Origin of the sequence: Streptomyces sp. NPDC020983, from assembly GCF_044333485.1 — a bacterium.
Classification (GTDB): Bacteria; Actinomycetota; Actinomycetes; order Streptomycetales; family Streptomycetaceae; genus Actinacidiphila.
The window spans coordinates 204989-221747 of the sequence record NZ_JBIRRA010000003.1 but is presented as its reverse complement, the minus strand read 5'-3'; the positions used below and the strand labels follow the sequence as shown (position 1 = coordinate 221747).

10 protein-coding genes are annotated in these 16759 nt (G+C 73.4%); 1 reads left to right on the top strand and 9 read right to left on the bottom strand.

Going from position 1 to position 16759, the window contains the following annotated elements:
• Positions 1-529 precede the first annotated feature (529 nt).
• The 5 genes from ACH4SE_RS07345 to ACH4SE_RS07325 all read right to left on the bottom strand — a co-directional run bounded on the left by ACH4SE_RS07345 (position 530) and on the right by ACH4SE_RS07325 (position 9196).
• Entirely contained in the window at positions 530-3151 is a 2622-nt protein-coding gene (locus ACH4SE_RS07345) for a discoidin domain-containing protein (RefSeq protein WP_398542332.1), read from the bottom strand.
• Positions 3152-3604: 453 nt separating this feature from the next.
• Positions 3605-4303 carry a maleylpyruvate isomerase family mycothiol-dependent enzyme gene (locus ACH4SE_RS07340; protein ID WP_398542331.1) on the bottom strand — a complete coding sequence of 233 codons (699 nt, stop codon included), beginning with the start codon at positions 4301-4303 and terminating at the stop codon, positions 3605-3607.
• Positions 4304-4518: 215 nt separating this feature from the next.
• Positions 4519-6465, bottom strand: coding sequence for an alkaline phosphatase family protein (locus ACH4SE_RS07335; RefSeq protein ID WP_398542330.1), 1947 nt, complete (start codon positions 6463-6465; stop codon positions 4519-4521).
• Positions 6466-6677: 212 nt separating this feature from the next.
• Positions 6678-7928 carry an iron uptake transporter deferrochelatase/peroxidase subunit gene (efeB, locus tag ACH4SE_RS07330; protein WP_398542329.1) on the bottom strand — a complete coding sequence of 417 codons (1251 nt, stop codon included), beginning with the start codon at positions 7926-7928 and terminating at the stop codon, positions 6678-6680.
• A complete protein-coding gene (locus ACH4SE_RS07325; RefSeq protein ID WP_398542328.1) occupies positions 7925-9196 on the bottom strand; it encodes an EfeM/EfeO family lipoprotein in 1272 nt (423 codons plus the stop codon). Before ACH4SE_RS07325 ends, efeB begins: the two co-directional genes overlap by 4 nt.
• 226 nt (positions 9197-9422) lie before the next feature.
• On the opposite strand from ACH4SE_RS07325, the gene ACH4SE_RS07320 reads away from it, so the two are divergent.
• Entirely contained in the window at positions 9423-9860 is a 438-nt protein-coding gene (locus ACH4SE_RS07320; protein WP_398542327.1) for an RNA-binding S4 domain-containing protein, read from the top strand.
• 6 nt (positions 9861-9866) lie between these two features.
• Here the strand turns inward: ACH4SE_RS07320 and narI are convergent, their stop codons facing one another.
• Genes narI through ACH4SE_RS07300 form a run of 4 tightly spaced genes read right to left on the bottom strand, consistent with a single transcriptional unit; the run spans position 9867 to position 16700 of the window.
• Positions 9867-10586 carry a respiratory nitrate reductase subunit gamma gene (gene narI / locus ACH4SE_RS07315; RefSeq protein ID WP_398542326.1) on the bottom strand — a complete coding sequence of 240 codons (720 nt, stop codon included), beginning with the start codon at positions 10584-10586 and terminating at the stop codon, positions 9867-9869.
• A complete protein-coding gene (narJ, locus tag ACH4SE_RS07310) occupies positions 10583-11284 on the bottom strand; it encodes a nitrate reductase molybdenum cofactor assembly chaperone (RefSeq protein WP_398542674.1) in 702 nt (233 codons plus the stop codon). Before narJ ends, narI begins: the two co-directional genes overlap by 4 nt.
• A 5-nt stretch (positions 11285-11289) precedes the next feature.
• A complete protein-coding gene (gene narH, locus ACH4SE_RS07305) occupies positions 11290-12981 on the bottom strand; it encodes a nitrate reductase subunit beta (RefSeq protein ID WP_398542325.1) in 1692 nt (563 codons plus the stop codon).
• Positions 12981-16700 (bottom strand): nitrate reductase subunit alpha, encoded by a 3720-nt coding sequence (locus ACH4SE_RS07300; protein ID WP_398542324.1) that lies wholly within the window; start codon positions 16698-16700, stop codon positions 12981-12983. Before ACH4SE_RS07300 ends, narH begins: the two co-directional genes overlap by 1 nt.
• Positions 16701-16759 lie beyond the last annotated feature (59 nt).

Sequence of the window (16759 nt, the reverse complement as noted above, 5' to 3'; positions counted from 1 at the left end):
CGTGCCCCCCCCCCCCCCCCCCCCCCCCCCCCCCCCCCCCCCCCCCCCCCCCCCCCCCCCCCCCCCCCCCCCCCCCCCCCCCCCCCCCCCCAGTCGTCGTGCGCGGTGCGCCGGGTACGCCCCCGAGCCTGCTGGGTCCGGACGGGCCGGACAATTCCCGCCGGGGAATGAGCCGGAGCGCGCGTTCATCTCATGAAGCCGTGACGGACCCTTGACGGCACATGGGGCGGCTGGTTTCCATGTGTTGCGGTGCCGTCCACCGTTCGGTCGTCGGGAGTCGACGTCTGAGGCCGCACCAGAGCCGCCGCCGCGTAAACCCCTTGGACGCAACGATTCCGGGGGAAGGCGTCCGCCGCAGGATGGGAGCGCTCCCACCCTGCGCCGGAGAGCCGCTGCCGCACCGCCGTGTCCCCGCCCCCCACCGGGGACAGGGCAGGGGCCGCCGTCCCGGTCTCCCGGGACGGCGGCCCCCTCGGTCCGTCAGGCCGTCGTGTCCGACGACCGCGTGGCGGCCCTCACCGCCGCGCGGCTACGGGTACGAGGTGACCGTCGACGGCACCGTGCTGGTGCCCGAGGTGCCGGGACCGGTGCTGTTGATGACGTGGGCGTACTGGCCCATGCCACCGAGCGACACCACCAGCAGGTCGTGGAATTTCACGCCCGCCGTCGTCGGGGCCTCGAAACCGTGGTCCTGGACGATCGTCGGATCGGCGGTGAAGTTGCAGTAGCTGCCCAGACCCCAGCCCTCGTGCGAGGTCACGTTGTCGTCGACCTTGTAGGCCGCGTAACCGCGGATGCTGCCGTTCTGGATCGCCGCCTGGTTCGGCGGGTCGTAGGCGATCTCGTTCTGGAAGAAGATCGTCTTGCCGTTCTGGCCGTGCCACTCGACGTCGTACTTCTCGAAGTGCTCCACGAACAGGCCGGTGGCCAGCACGTTGTTGCCGTTCACCTTCATGCCGTAGTTGGCCGGGTTGGTGGTCCAGCCGACTCCGGCGCCGTGGTCGGCGCGCCACAGCCAGGTGTGGTCGACGATCACGTCGTTGCTGTTGATCTCGAACGCGGTGTCCGCCTTGCCGGGGCCCGCGCCGCCGATCCGGGCGAAGACGTCCTGGACGGTGGTCGGGTTGGACGCGTGGCTCGCGGACGAGCCGGGAGCGCCCACCTGCAGCAGCTGGGCGGAGTTGCCGGTGCCGGCGTCGATCAGGAAGCCGGCCAGGCGCACGCCGTCGACGTCCGCGACCTTCACCGCGTCCACGCCGTTGTCCGGGATGACCGTGGCGTAACCCAGGCCGAGCACCACGGTGTTGGCGCGGGTGACGTTGATCGGCTGGTCGACGTGGTAGATGCCCGGCGTGAGCAGCAGGTTCAGGCCCTGGGCGAGCGCCGCGTTGATGTGCGCCGCGGTGTCACCCGGGTGGGCCACGTAGAACTGGCTCAGCGGCAGGGACGTCCCCGGGGTGTTGGGCCACGACACGCCGCTGGCGTTGGTGCGCAGGCCGGGCACGAACACCGCGTAGTTGCTGCCGTCCAGGTACATGTACGGCTTCTCGCGCGACTCCGGGGTGGTGTTCAGCGTCGTGTAGACCGGGTTCGGGAAGCCCTGCGCCGGAGCGCCCTGGACACCCGAGAAGACCATGTTCCACACGCCGTTGGTCCAGCCGCCGACGGAGCTGTCGCGGGTGTACCACTGCTGCTGCGAGTACGGGCCGACGGTGCCGTCGATCTTGCTGTCGGCGATGTAGCCGCCGGACGCCCAGCCGTAGCCGTTGGGCGCCAGGTTCAGGCCGCCCTCGACGTGGACGCGGCGGAAGGGCGCGGCCTGCGCGACGGCCCAGCGGTCGTCGCCGCTCACCGGCTTCACGGCCAGGTTCTCCACCGAGCGCCAGAAGTTCTGGGTGGCGTTGCCGTTGAACCAGCCGGCGTCCACGGTGATGTCACCGTTGATCTGGACGTCGTCGGGGTTCTTGCCCAGGCCCGAGACCGAGGTGTAGAAGCCGACCTGGTCGTTGAGGCCGTTGTAGGTGCCGGGCTTGAAGAAAACCTGGTAGCGGGCGTCGCCGAACTGGTTGCTCTCCTGCTGCTGGAAGATCTGGTCCAGCTGGCCCTGGATGTTCGCGCTCGACGGGTCGAAGACCTTGACGTTCGGGCCGAGGTCGCCGCCGCCCTGGATCGGGCCGCCCGGGTCGGTGGTGGGCGGGGTGGTCGTGCCGCCGCCGGTGGTGCCGTAGACCTGGAACTCCCACAGCGAGTAGCCGTAACCGGTGGCGCGGACGGTGCCGTACATCCGCACGTAGCGCCCGCTGCCCGAGACGTCGAGCGTCTGCGTGCCGCCGGTGCCGGTGGTGGTGGAGTAGACGTCGGTCCAGGTACTGCCGTCCGCCGAGGTCTGGATCTTGAAGGACTTGGCGTACGCCGCCTCCCACCTGAGGGTCACGGACGTGAGGGTCGCGGTGGCGCCGAGGTCGACCTGGAGCCACTGCGGGTCGCTCGCGGCGGAGGACCAGCGGGTGCCGGTGTTGCCGTCGACGGCCGCGGAGGCCGGCGTGCCGGCGTTCTCGGTGGAGGAGGCCGTCGCCGTCTTCCCCTGGGACAGCAGGGTGCCCGCGCCCGGGTTCGTGCCGCCGCCGGTGGTGCCGTAGACCTGGAACTCCCAGAGGGAGACGCCGTACTGGGTGGCGCGGGCTGTGGTGTAGATCCGGACATAGCGCCCGGAACCGTTTACGGTGAGGTTCTGTATGCCGCCGGTGGCGGTGGTGGTGGTGTAGATGCCGGTCCAGTTGGTGCCGTCGGCCGAGGTCTGGATCTGGTAGGCCTTGGCGTAGGCGGTCTCCCAGTTGAGGGTGACGGAGCTGATGGTGTCGGTGGCGCCGAGGTCGACCTGGAGCCACTGCGGGTCGCTGGCGGCGGAGGACCAGCGGGTGCCGGTGTTGCCGTCGACGGCCGCGGAGGCGGGGGTGCCGGCGTTCTCGGTGGAGGACGCGGTCGCGGTCTTCCCCTGCGACAGCAGGGTGTCGGCCGCGTGTGCCGAGCGCATGGGCACGAAGAGCAGCAGCGAGGCGATCAGTGCGGTGATCAGCGCCGCGGCCACCTTGCGCCGGTTCGACAGCACCGAGGGTCTCGGTGCGGCCGTTCCGGTGGGGGGAGCGAGCATGGGCAACTCTCCTGGTTCCACAGGTGGGGGGCAGAGGGTGCGCGCCCGGGCGCACACGCGTCCGGACGGTTCGTCAGGTGCCGGAAGACGCTGTGGTGAGCGCTCTCCCGGCGGAAACCCGAGGAAATGAGAGCGCTCTCCCGGCACACACGGTGATGTTTCTCCCTGTGTTTCATCCATGTCAAGAGTTGTGCGCGAAGCCGCTGCGGCGAAAAGGTGAAGGGCCAACAAGTCCGGCAAAGAGCCCGAAACTTGCGACAGAAGTTGAAGCCGACGCCTTGACCAGCGCATATCGATGCGGGCGCCCGGCGCGCCGGACGCCGTCCCCCGCGCCTACCCCGGCCGTGCGGGTGCCGCGCGGCGACGGCGGTGTTGAGCACCCTTCAGGCCGTGAACGCGGAAGCGGCCGTTCCCGTTGCGCGACGGCGGTACGCACCCGCGGGCGGGAGGCGCTCAGGGCACCAGCGGCCCGCGCAGCACGGCGTCCGCCGCGGCCCGGTCGCCCTTCCACACCAGCCCCGGGTCACCGGCCGGAAGCCGCCGCCACAGCATCAGCAGCAGCTCCTCGGCCCGCCCGGTGACGGCGGCGGCCGGCGCGCCCGGCCCGTACGTCCACGACCCGCCGGTGTCGGTCGCCTCGAAGGTCACCGCGCACGGCGGCGCCGGGGCGCGGCCCACAGCGACCTGCCGCGGCGCGAAGGTGTCCAGCACCTCGGCGACCCCGTCCGCGGCCAGCTCCGGGTCGAGGGGGCCGGGCGTGCCGCCCGCCGCGAGCTGGGCGTCCCAGCGGTGCACCAGCGTCTCCAGGCAGCGCCGCCGCTGCCAGAAGCCCACGGTGTGCGGCGGGTGGAAGGTCCATGCGGGGCCGGCCGGATCGGCGTTGAGGACGGCGAGCAGCGCCGCGCACCGCTCGTCCAGCCAGCGCAGCAGTGCCGCCGGCTCGCGCGGCGGTACAAGAGAGCGGTGCGCCGGGCGGCGCGCCCTGATCGCGGTGACCGCCCTGCCGTGCCCGGCGCCCAGGTGGCCCGCCAGGTCGTGCAGCGTCCAGCCGGGGCAGTGCCGGACCGGCGCCGCCGGGTCGCCGCCGGTCAGGCAGCCGCGGAAGGCGGCGCTCTCGCGGCGCAGCGCGGGCAGGTATCCGGCGGTCTCCATGCCGCGACCCTAAGCCTGCTCCGACGCCCCGCCCGGCTGCGACGCGGCCCCGGCCACCCGGCTGCCGGAAGCGGCGGAGGCGGCCGTTCCCGTCCGGCGGCCGCGGGCACGCGAAGGCCGCCCCGGCGTGTGCCGGGGCGGCCCTGGGGGCGAACCGGGGTCAGGGGGTCCGGTTCGGCCGTGCGGCCGGATCAGGGCCGCTCGCGCGGGGTGCGTCAGGCCGCGGTGCCCGTCCCGCCGCGCTGCCTGCGGGCGTACCACAGGGCGCCGCCGCCGGCCAGCAGGACGCCGGCGGTGATGCCCAGGGGCAGCACCGGGGAGGTGCCACCGGTCTCGGCCAGCGTCTGGGTGGAGGCGTTGTTGCCGCCGGTGCCCTGCCCGCTGCTGCCGTTGCTGCCGCCGCTGTTCGCGTTGCCGTTGCCGTTGCCGCCGCCGTTGGCGTTCGCACCGCCGTTGGCGTTGCCGTTGCCGGGGTTGCTGATCGGCTTGACCGACTTCACCGAGCCGTCGGCGTTGAGCAGCACCTGCTGGTTGTTCGGGTGCTTGAAGTCGAAGGCGCCGTCCAGCGTGTTGGCGCGGGCGTCGAAGGACGCGTCACCGATGCGGCCGGTCTTCCAGTTGTCCTCGATGAACTTGGTGATCGAGGTCTGCTCGGTGCGGGTGTGGTCCACCGAGTTGGTCTTGCTGTAGGGCGAGATCACCAGCAGCGGCTGCCGCGTGCCGGGGCCGCAGCGGTCGGCGTAGCCGCCGGCCGCCTTCGGGCCCGCCTGGCAGGCCGGGCTGTCGATCGCCTTGCCGTTGGAGCCGGCCTTGGTGTCCGTCGAGCCGTTCTGCGGCTCGGCGTAGGCGTGGTCGTACCAGCCGTCGGAGTCGTCGTAGGAGACGACGACCGCGGTGTCCTTCCACTCCGGCGACTGCTGGAGCTGGTTGATCTCCTTGACCAGGAAGTTCTGCTCGTCGATCGGGTCGGAGTAGGCGCCGTGGCCGTCCTGGAACTCCGCGGCCTTCAGGAAGCTGACGGCCGGCAGGTTGCCCGCCTTGAGCGCGGCGTCGAAGTCGGTCAGGTCGTAGTTGTGGTTGGCCTGACCGTCGTGGCCGATCTCGGCGGTGTTCTCCGGCGCCAGGTGGTGCGGGTTCGACGTCGACTTGTAGTACTGGAACGGCGAGTGGTGCGGGCTGTAGTCCACCGAGGACGCACCGGCCACGTTGGTGTGCGTGCTGCCGGCGCAGGACGCGTAGTCGCCCTGCTTGCCGTCCCACGGGGTGGACGGGCGGAAGCCGCCCTGGAACCAGCCCCAGCTCACGCCCTGCGCGTTGAGCAGGTCGCCGATGTTCCTGCCCTGCATCGCGGCCAGCGCGTTCTTGCTGGCGTGGCTGCCGTCCGAGCAGTCGTCGAACGCCGGGTCGGGGTCGTTGATGACCGTGCCGACGCCCTTGGCGTCGGGGGACAGGACGGTGTAGGCGTCCGGCGTGGCGGTCTGCTTGGGGTTCTCCGTGCCGGAGGCCGGGTCCACCGAGACCACGCCGTGCGTCTGGCCGGAGACCAGGTTCAGCGCGCCGGGGGTGGAGGGGCCGTAGACGGTGCTGTAGGAGTTGTCACCCAGCGAGTAGTGCTGGGCGTAGTTCCACAGCGCGGTCACGGTGTTGCCGTCGTAGTAGTCCATGACCAGGCCGGGCTCGCCGAACAGGCCGCCCGAGCAGGTGCTGGTCTCGGTGTTCTGGACGTACTGGTCGGCCTTGCCGCCGTTGGCCGCGTACTGCTCGGCGCCGTAGTTGTGGTTCTGGTCGCACGTGACGGCCTGGGCCGGCGTCAGGCGCTTGGGTGCGTACTGGTTGGGGTTGTTCTTCAGCAGGCCCGCGTGGCTGAGGGTGTCGATGTCCTTCGGCGTGTTCTTGGCCGCGGTGAACTTCGTGCCGTCGGTGTTGGCGGCCACCGGGTAGGTGCCGAAGTAGTGGTCGAACGAGATGTTCTCGTCGAAGATGACGACCAGGTGCTTGATGGGGGTGGCGGTGGAAGCGCCGCCCTTCCCGTGGCCGTTGGAGTCGGCGAACGCGGGCGCGGTGCCGCCCGCCAGAACGAGCGCTGCCGCCCCCGTGAGCGCTGCCCAGCGGGCCGGGCGCGCTCCCCTTCTCCTGCTCGTACCGCCGCCTGTGGTGCTCATGCTTTCTCAGCCTCCGCTACGTGGCGCTTTACGCGTGCCGCTGTCGATTCGTGCACGGTGTCGAACGAGATCGTCCGGGCGGTCCGCGACATGACAACGGCCCGGTGGTGGCGTCAGGGTGAACAGCGGGTCAGTAAATCCATGGGAAAGCTTGACCGTTCCTTTACGCGAGGCGGCCGGGCGCGGCGCACCCGGCCGGGCGCGGCGGCGGTTCAGGCGAGCAGGGCGCGTCCGAGCCAGTCCGAGCGGTCCTTCACCCCGGGCAGTGCGAAGAAGTATCCGCCGCCGAAGGGCGAGATGTAGTCCGTCAGCGGCTCACCGGCGAGTCGCCGCTGCACCGTGGCGAACTGCCGCTCCAGGTCCTGCTGGTAGCAGACGAAGACCAGCCCCATGTCGAGGTTGCCGTTGCTGTCCGTCCCGCGGTCGTAGTTGTAGCTGCGGCGCAGCAGGCGCGAGCCGTCGGTCGCCGGGGTACGCGGGTTGGCCAGCCGGATGTGCGCGTCCAGCGGGATGATGTCGCCGGTCGGGTCCTCCGCGTACTTCGGCGTGTCGGACTCGTGGTTGCCGTCCAGCGGCGCGCCGGTGTCCCGGGCCCGGCCGAACATCCGCTCCTGCTCCACGATCGAGACCCGGTCCCAGAACTCCACCAGCATCCGGATGAGCCGGACGACCTGGTAGGAGCCGCCCGCCGTCCAGCCGGGCTCGGCGCCCGCGCCGACCCACACCAGGCTGTCGGCGGTCCTCGGGTCCGTCACGTCGGGGTTGGCGGTGCCGTCCTTGAAGCCCATGTGGTTGCGCGGGGCGCCGCTCGGGCGCGGCGGGCTGCTGAAGCCGTCCATCCGCCAGCGCACCTGCATCCCGCCCCTGGTGTGCCGGGCGATGTCCCGCAGCGCGTGCAGGACGGTGTCGGTGTGCGGGGCGCTGAGCTGGAGGCTCAGGTCACCGTGGCACCAGGCCGGGTCGAGGTCGTCGTCGCCGAAGGCGGGCATCGTGGTGAGCCGCAGCGGCCTGCGGCCGGCGAGCCCGAACCGGTCGTCGAAGAGCGAGGCGCCCACGCCGACCGTCACCGTCAGCCCGTCGCCCGGCAGCTGCGGGCCCAGCGTGCCGCTGTCGGAAGGGGAGCCGGTGATGCCGAGGGGCGCCGGCGTGCCGCCCGCCGTCAGGAAGCGCGCCCGGTCGGTGACGGTGCGCATCAGCTCGGTCAGCTCGCGCCGGTCGGTGGCCGTGACGTCGAAGGACAGGAAGGCCGAGGACGCCTGGACGTTCTCGACGACGCCGGCCTGGTGCGCCCCGTGGAAGGACGCCTTGCGCGTGGCGGCCGCCGCGGCGGCGGGCGGGGTGGCGGCGGAGGCGGCCGGGCCGGCCGGCGTGGCGGCGCCGGCCGCCACCGCGCCGACGCCCAGCGCGGCGCCGCGCAGGAAGCCGCGGCGCCGCAGGTCGCCGTCGTGATCGGTGCCGGTCATGCCGTCCTCCGTACTTCGAAGAGCGTCGCCACCGGGGCGAGCTGTTCCAGCAGGTCGCCGAAGTCGGCGTCGAGCCGCTCGCGCTGGGAGCGCGTCAGCTTGCCGACCGGCGTCCAGACGGTGCCGTGGTGCTGGGCGTCCAGGTCCTTCTGGGCGCGGTCGAGGGCCGCGTCGAGCCGGGCGACGCCGGGGTCGCGGGGGACCAGCAGCGCGCGCAGCCGGGTGAGGATCGCCCGGGCGCCGTCGAGGTTGGCGCGGGCGGTCGCGAGGTTGGTGCCGCTGCCGTAGTCGGTGCGTGCGGTGAGCTCGAACTGCGCGGTGTTCTCGACGATCTCGTGGGCCCGCAGGCCCATCGCCGCCGGATCCATCCGCTGGTCCGGCCAGCCCGCCGCGAGGTCGCCGGCCGCGGTGGCGAGCGCGGCGGCCGGGGCACGCAGCGAGGCCGCGGACTCGCCGTGCCACAGGCCGTACTCGATACGGTGGAAGCCGGTGAAGTCCGGGTCCCGCTCCGCGCCGGGGGTACGGGCCGCGGTCCCGTTGATCCGGCCGTCGGCGTCACCGAAGGTGTCGTAGGCGGCGCCCATCCGCTCGTAGACGAGGTGGGCGGCCAGCCAGTCGGTGCGGGCCGCCGCGAGGTCGCCGCGGTCGATGTCGCCCCTGAGCTTCGCGGTGCCGGCCGCCAGCTCGTCGATGCGGCCGCCGACCCACTTCTGGTAGGCGAGCGTCGGCGGGATGAGGTCGTGCTGGTTGACCGGGGCGGCGGCCGGGCCCTGCGGCCGGTCGCCGGGCACCACGACCGTCGGGCCGGTCACGGCGTCGGTGTCGTTCTGCAGGCACTTGAAGGCGTACGACCCGCTGCCGAGGTCGACCGTCAGCGGGCGGGTGGTGCCGGGGGCCAGGCCGTCGACCTCGCCGAAGATCCGCCCGGTGCGCGGGTCGCCGAGGTAGACCTCGGACGCGGTGTCGGAGGTGTTGTGCAGGTCGAAGACCTGGCGGCCGGGTTCCGGCACCGACCAGCCGCTGCCGCAGGTGCCGGGCGAGATCTCGATCGCGGTGTGCCGCAGCCCGTCCGCCGGCGCCGTGGCGGCGGCCTTGGCGTCGTCCCCGGACGAGCCGCCGGACCCGGCGGCCAGGACGGTCGCGGTGACCGCGGCGGCGACCGCGCCGGCCGCGGCGCCCACCTGCCACCGCCGGCCGGGCCGGAAGCGCGGACCGGAGGGGGGCGGGGGCGGGGGCGGGGCTGCTACGCCCTCGGGTTCGGCGGACACACCGGACCTCCAGTTTGTGCAAGTGATCGGGGCGCGGCTCACTCTAGGCACGGTCCGGCGCGGCCTCGCGGCTGCTGGGCGCCGGGAATCCACAATTCCGCGCCAGTTCACCCGCCGGTCACCTAAGGGCACCCTTACCGGGGCTTTCCCGGCCGTGCGGACCCGCCGGGGGGCCGCCGGGAAAACCGCGCGCTACGCGAGCGGCGGCCGCGTTAGGCTCGGCTGCATGGCAGCAGCTGGACAGCAGAACCCCACCGGGAACGGCACCGCGGACGCCTCCGGCAGCGCCCGGGTCGACAGCTGGATCTGGTGCGTCCGCCTGACCAGGAGCCGCTCGCTGGCCGCCGCCGCGTGCCGCGCGGGCCATGTGCGGGTCAACGGCGAGCGGGCCAAGCCCGCGCAGACCGTCCGCCCCGGCGACGAGGTGCGGTTGCACCACGCCGGGCGGGAGCGGATCGTCGTGGTGTCCAAGGTGCTGAACAAGCGCGTCGGCGCCGCCCTCGCGGCCGACTGCTTCGTCGACAACAGCCCGCCCCCGCCGCCGCGCGAGGACATCCTCGCGATGGGTGTCCGCGACCGCGGTACCGGCCGCCCCACCAAGCGCGACCGGCGCGAGCTGGAGCGGCTGTACGGCGGCTCCGCGCGCCGCACCCCCGGGCGCTGAGGGGGCTCACACCCCGAGCCGGTCCCAGCCGCGCGGCTGCTCGCGCTCGGTCAGCGCGCCGCGGCTGCGGTAGACGAGGTAGGGGCGGAAGAAGTACTGGAGCGGCGCGCTGAACATGTGCACCAGCCGGGTGTAGGGCACGAGCGCGATCAGCACCATGCCCGCCACCGCGTGGATCTTGAACTCGACCGGGATCCCCGCCATCAGGTCGGTGCGCGGGTCGAGCCGGAAGAGGCTGCGCGACCACACCGCGAGGGTGGTCCGGTAGTCGTAGCCGGTGCCGAAGCTCGCGTGCGAGAGCTTCGCGTACAGGCCCATCGCGATCTCGCCGACCAGCAGGACGTACATCACCTTGTCGTTGCGGGTGGTGGCCAGCAGCACCGGCGCGTTGGTGCGCCGCCGGTAGACCAGCAGCGCGATGCCCGCGACGGCCAGCAGCCCGGCGAGGGTGCCGCCGATGAGCGAGAGCAGGTTGTACGCGTGCTCGTCCACCCCGATCGCGTCCGTCCACGACGCGGGCACGAACAGCCCCAGCAGATGGCCGGCCAGCACGAACAGGATGCCGTAGTGGAAGACGGGCGAGGCGAGCGACAGCAGCCGCGACTCGTAGATCTGCGAGGAGCGCGTCGTCCAGCCGAACTTGTCGTAAGCGTGCCGCCAGACCAGGCCGCTGACCAGCATCGCGAAGGCGACGTAGGGCAGCGCGCCCCACAGCAGGGTGTTCATCGGCGGATCTCCGTTCCGTGGGCGGCCGGGCCCGCGGCCGGCCCGCCGGTGAGGAGGGGCAGCAGCCGCAGGTGCCCGTACGGCGACAGCCCGACGTCCTCCCGCGGCGGGCCGCCGCCGGCCATGGCCAGGGCCTGCGCGCGGTCGGCGGGCGACGCGCCCGGCAGCGCCGCGCACACCGCCCGCAGCGCCGCGGCGTAGGGCGTGCCGCTCTCCTCCAGGGCGAGCCGCAGCAGCTCCAGCGCCGGGCGGTGCTCGCGCAGCAGCGCGTCGTCACGGACCGCGGCGCAGAACTCCAGCACCGCGGGCAGGAAGTCCGGCAGCTCGCCCTCCCGCAGGACGAAGCCGCGTGCCCGGTAGGCCTGCTGGAAGCGCAGCAGGGCCGTGCCCCGGCGCCGGGTGTCGCCGTCCGTCCACCAGGTCAGGTGCAGGCAGTGCCGCCCGTCGAAGTCGAAGACCCGCACGTAGTCGGCGGCGAGTGCCGCGGGCTCGCCGCCCGCCAGATGCCCGGCCAGCGGCGCGAGCAGGGCGCCCGGCGCGCCCGCCTCGGCCAGCGCCGCCCGTACCAGCCCCAGGTCCGCGCGCAGGGCCTCGTCGGGGCAGGCCAGCAGGCGGGCCGCGGCCTGGTAGAGCACCGCCGCGGGGTGGGCCACCTCCGTCCCGGCGGCTCTGCCCGCCCCCGCACGCCGTCCGCGCAGCGGGCTCACCGCTCGGCCTCCTGGTCGCCCGCCCCCGGGGCGCGCGCCGGGCCCGTGCCGGGGGACTCCGCGCCCACCGCCGCCTCGTCGTCGCCGGTCTGGCGCCTGCGCAGGATGTGGAAGGTCTCCAGGCTCACCAGCGGCAGCCGCCGGCGCCCCGAGTCCTCGCCGAAGGGGCCCTTGCCGGGCGCGTCGCCGCCCATGCCGGGCCCGCCGTCGGTGTCCAGCGAACAGCCCGGCGCCTGCACCGACTCCTCCAGGCCGCGCGCCTCGCCCATCGCGGCGGTCGGGATGACGTACCGCTCCTCGTACTTCGCGATCGCCAGCAGCCGGTACATCTCCTCGATCTCCCGCCCGCTCATGCCGACCGCGCCCGCCGCGTCCGAGTCCGCGCCGGACGGCGCCTCGCCCAGCGTGACGGCCCGCATGTGCGCCCGCATCGCCGCCAGCCGGTCCAGGCTCGCCCGCACCGGCGCCGGATCGCCCGCGGTGAAGAGCCCCGCCAGGTACTCGACCGGGATGCGCAGCGCGTCGATCGCCCCGAACAGGTGGCCGGCGTCCTCGCCGTCGAAACCGCTCTCGGTGAGCGCCTCCACCACCGGCGACAGCGGGGGGATGTACCAGACCATCGGCATCGTGCGGTATTCCGGGTGCAGCGGCAGGGCCACCCGGTAGCGGCTGATCAGCGCGTGCACCGGGGAGCGGCGGGCCGCGTCGATCCAGTCCGGCGGCACCCCGTCGCGCTCGGCCGCCGCCCGCACCTGCGGGTCGTGCGGGTCGAGGAAGACGCCCAGCTGCGCGGCGTACAGGCCCTGCTCGTCGGGCGTCCGTGCGGCGGCCGTGACGCGGTCGGCGTCGTACAGCATCACCCCGAGGTGGCGCAGCCGCCCCACGCACGTCTCGGAGCACACGGTGGGGAGCCCCACCTCGATCCGCGGGTAGCAGAAGGTGCACTTCTCGGCCTTGCCGGTGCGGTGGTTGAAGTAGACCTTCTTGTACGGGCAGCCCGTCACGCACTGCCGCCAGCCGCGGCAGCCGTCCTGGTCGACCAGGACGATGCCGTCCTCGGCGCGCTTGTAGATCGCGCCCGAGGGGCAGGAGGCGACGCAGCTCGGGTTGAGGCAGTGCTCGCAGATCCGCGGCAGGTAGAACATGAAGGTCTCCTCGAAGGTGCTGCGCACCTTCTCGGAGATCTGCCGTGCCCGCTCTCCCGGGCCGCCGACCAGCGGGTCGGCGTCCCGGTGCTCGACCGACCCGCCGAGGTCGTCGTCCCAGTTGGCGCTCCACTCGATCGCCATCGGCCTGCCGGTGATCAGCGAGCGCGGGGCGGCGACCGGGAAGTCGTCACCGAGCGGGGCGTTGACCAGGTTGCGGTAGTCGTACGTCCACGGCTCGTAGTAGTCCTTGATGCCGGGCAGCACGGGGTTGGCGAAGATGTTCGCCATGCGTGCCAGCCGGCTGCCCGCCCGCAGCGTCAGCGCGCCCCGGCGGTTCAGCCGCCAGCCGCCGCGCCAGGTGTCCTGGTCCTGCCAGCGCCGCGGGTAGCCCTGCCCGGGGCGGGTCTCGACGTTGTTGAACCAGACGTACTCCATGCCGCGGCGGTTGGTCCACGTCTGCTTGCAGGTGACCGAGCAGGTGTGGCAGCCGATGCACTTGTCGAGGTTCATCACCATCGCGATCTGCGCCATGACCCGCATCAGTACGCCACCTCCGTGCTGCGGCGGCGGATCACGGTGACCTCGTCGCGCTGGTTGCCCGTCGGGCCCAGGTAGTTGAACGCCCAGCTCAGCTGGGCGTAGCCGCCGATGAGGTGGCTGGGCTTGAGGATCAGCCTCGTCAGCGAGTTGTGGACGCCGCCGCGCCGCCCGGTGCTCTGCGCCTTCGGCACCGCGACCGTGCGCTCCTGCGCGTGGTGCATGTAGACGGTGCCGGCCGGCATCCGGTGCGAGACGACCGCGCGCGCCGCGACCACCCCGTTGCGGTTCACCGCCTCGACCCAGTCGTTGTCGCGCACCCCGATCGCGGCCGCGTCCTGCGGCGCCATCCAGATCACCTGGCCGCCGCGCGACAGCGACAGCATGAGGAGGTTGTCCTGGTACTCGGAGTGGATGGACCACTTGTTGTGCGGCGTCAGGTACCGCACCGTCACCTCCTGCTGCCCGCCCGGCCCGAGCCGCGGTTCGCCGAACAGCCGGTGCATGTCCAGCGGCGGCCGGTACACCGGCAGCGCCTCGCCGAGCTCGTGCATCCAGTCGTGGTCCAGGAAGAACTGCTGCCGCCCGGTCAGCGTGTGCCACGGCTTGAGCAGCTCGACGTTCTGCGTGAAGGGGCTGTAGCGGCGGCCGCCGGACTCGCTGCCCGACCACTCCGCGGAGGTGATCACCGGGGCCGGCGCGGCCTGCGTGTCGGCATACGTGATGCGCCGCGACTCGCTGTCCTCGGCCAGCTGCGCCATGGCCCGCCCGGTCCGCGCCTCCAGCGAGCGCAGGCTCTGCACCGCGAGCCGCCCGTTGGTCGTCCCCGACAGCGCCAGGACCGCGTTGGCCGCCTTCGCCGCGGTGTCCAGCAGCGGGCGGCCCGCGGCCGGGCCGCCGGCCGCGGTGCCGTTGAGCAGCCGCAGGCTCTCGACCTCGGCGTCCGGGCGCAGGGTCACGCCCTTCGCGGGCAGCCCGAGCTCCTCGGCGAGCGGCCCGAGCGCGGCCATCTTCGCGCCGACCGCCGTGTAGTCGCGCTCCACCACCGTCAGGGCCGGCATCGTCACGCCCGGCACGGGCTCGCACTCGCCGCGCCGCCAGTCCGGCGCGCGCCCGCCGGGCTGGGCGGTCTCGCCGGGCGTGTCGTGCTGGAGCGCGGTCGCCACCAGGTCGCGGCGGGTGCCGAGGTGGTCCACCGCCAGCTCGCTGAAGCGCGTGGCGATCGCCTGGAAGGCGTCGAAGTCCGTACGCGCCTGCCACGGCGGGTCGATGGCCGGCGAGAAGGCGTGCACGAAGGGGTGCATGTCCGTGCTCGACAGGTCGTGCTTCTCGTACCAGGTCGCGGCGGGCAGCGTCACGTCCGACAGCAGGGTCGAGGACGTCATGCGGAAGTCCAGCGACAGCAGCAGGTCCAGCTTCCCCTCCGGCGCCCGCTCGTGCCACACCACGTCGCGCGGCCGGACCTCGGGCGGCGCCTCGGTGGCGTTCAGCGAGGAGTGGGTGCCCAGCAGGTGCCGGGCGAAGTACTCCGCGCCCTTGCCCGACGAGCCCAGCAGGTTGGCCCGCCACAGCGTCAGCACCCGCGGCCAGTTGCGCGGCGCGTCCGGGTCCTCGCACGCGAACCGCAGGGTGCCCGCGCGCAGTTCGGCCACCGCCGAGGCGACCGGGTCGTCGCCCGCGGCGAGCTCCAGCGGGTTGCGGTCGAAGGTCGGGTAGGACGGCATCCAGCCCGCCCGGGTCGCCTGCGCCAGGCAGTCCGCGCCGGTCATCCCCGCGAAGCGGCCCTGGCCCAGCGGCGACGCCAGCACGTCGGCGCGGAAGTGGTCGTAGCGCCACTGGTCGGTGTTCAGGAACCAGTAGGCGGTGCCGATCATCTGCCGGGGCGGGCGGCTCCAGTCCAGCGCCCCGGCCAGGGTCGCCCAGCCCGTGAGCGGGCGGCACTTCTCCTGGCCCACGTAATGCGCCCAGCCGCCGCCGTTGCGGCCCTGGCAGCCGGTCAGCTGGAGCAGCGCGAGGAAGGCGCGGTAGATCGTCTCGGAGTGGAACCAGTGGTTGGTGCCCGCGCCCATGAGGATCATGCAGCGCCCCCGCGAGCGCTCCGCCGTCCGCGCGAACTCCCGGGCGATCCGCGCGCACGCCGCCGCCGGCACCGAGGTGTGCGCCTGCTGCCAGCCCGGCGTGCCCGGCGTGTCGGCGTCCTCGTACGAGGCGGGCCAGCGGCCCGGCAGCCCGTCGCGGCCCACCCCGTACTGCGCCAGCAGCAGGTCGAAGACGGTCGTGACCAGCTGCCCGCCGGGCAGCCGCACCGCGGGCACCCCGCGTTCCACCACGGTCCCGCGGCCCTGGCCGTGCGTGCCGCCGTCGGTGTCGAAGCGCGGCAGCAGCACCTCGGCGGGTTCCCAGCCCGCCGTACCCAGCAGCGTCAGCGCGGGGCGGATGTCGCCGAGGTCGAGATTCCACCGCCCCCGGCCCGACTCCGTCCAGCGGAAACCGACCGAACCGCCGGGCACCGCGGGCGCGCCGGACGCGGTGTCCCACACCGCCGTCTTCCACTCCGCCGCTTCCTGCCCGGCCTCCTCCCCGCCCAGATCCGCCGCCCGCAGGAACTTGTCCGGTACCCGCGCCCCTTCGCGCTCGGTCAGCGTCACCAGGAACGGCAGGTCGGTGTAGCGGCGCACGTAGTCGGCGAAGAAGGGCACCTCGCGCTCGACGAAGAACTCGCGCAGCAGCACGTGGCCCATGCCGATCGCGAGCGCCCCGTCCGTGCCCGGGTGCGGGTGGAGCCACTCGTCGGCGAATTTGGTGTTGTCGGCGTAGTCCGGGGAGACCACCACGACCTTCTGCCCCCGGTAGCGGGCCTCGGCCATCCAGTGCGCGTCCGGGGTGCGGGTGACCGGCACGTTGGTGCCCCACATCACCAGATACGCCGCGTCCCACCAGTCGCCCGACTCCGGCACGTCCGTCTGGTCGCCGAAGACCTGGGGCGAGGCCACCGGCAGGTCCGCGTACCAGTCGTAGAACGACAGCATGGGCGCGCCGATCAGCGACATGAAGCGGGCGCCGGCGGCGTGCGAGACCATCGACATCGCCGGGATCGGCGAGAAGCCCGCGACACGGTCCGGACCGTGTTCCCTGATGGTGTGCACGTGCGCGGCCGCGACGATCTCCACCGCCTCGTCCCAGCCCGCCCGCACCAGGCCGCCCTTGCCGCGCGCCTGCTGGTAGCGGCGCCGCCGCTGCGGATCGGCCTGGATGTCGGCCCACGCCAGCACGGGGTCGCCGAGCCGCTGCCGGGCCTCCCGGTACATCTCCAGCAGCACGGCGCGGACGTACGGGTAGCGCACCCGGGTGGGGGAGTAGGTGTACCAGGAGAAGGCGGCGCCGCGCGGGCAGCCGCGCGGCTCGTACTCCGGGCGGTCCGGGCCGACCGTCGGATAGTCGGTCGCCTGCGTCTCCCACGTGATGATGCCGTCCTTGACGTACACCTTCCAGCGGCACGAGCCCGTGCAGTTGACGCCGTGGGTGGAGTTGACGACGGTGTCGTGGCTCCACCGGTCGCGGTAGAAGCGGTCGCCCTCGCGGCCGCCCTTGAGGTGCTCGCTGTGCAGGTCCTGAGCGGTCTCGCCGCGCCGGAAGAACCTGCCGGCGGCGAGCAGCGCGGCGCCGGCCTCACGGGGCGCGCCGCCGCCCGGCGGGTCGGTGTCCGTGGTGCTGGCGCGCATGGCGTTCCTTCCCGGCCGACGACTTCGGAAGGTAGCAATATCGGACAAAATGGCCGACC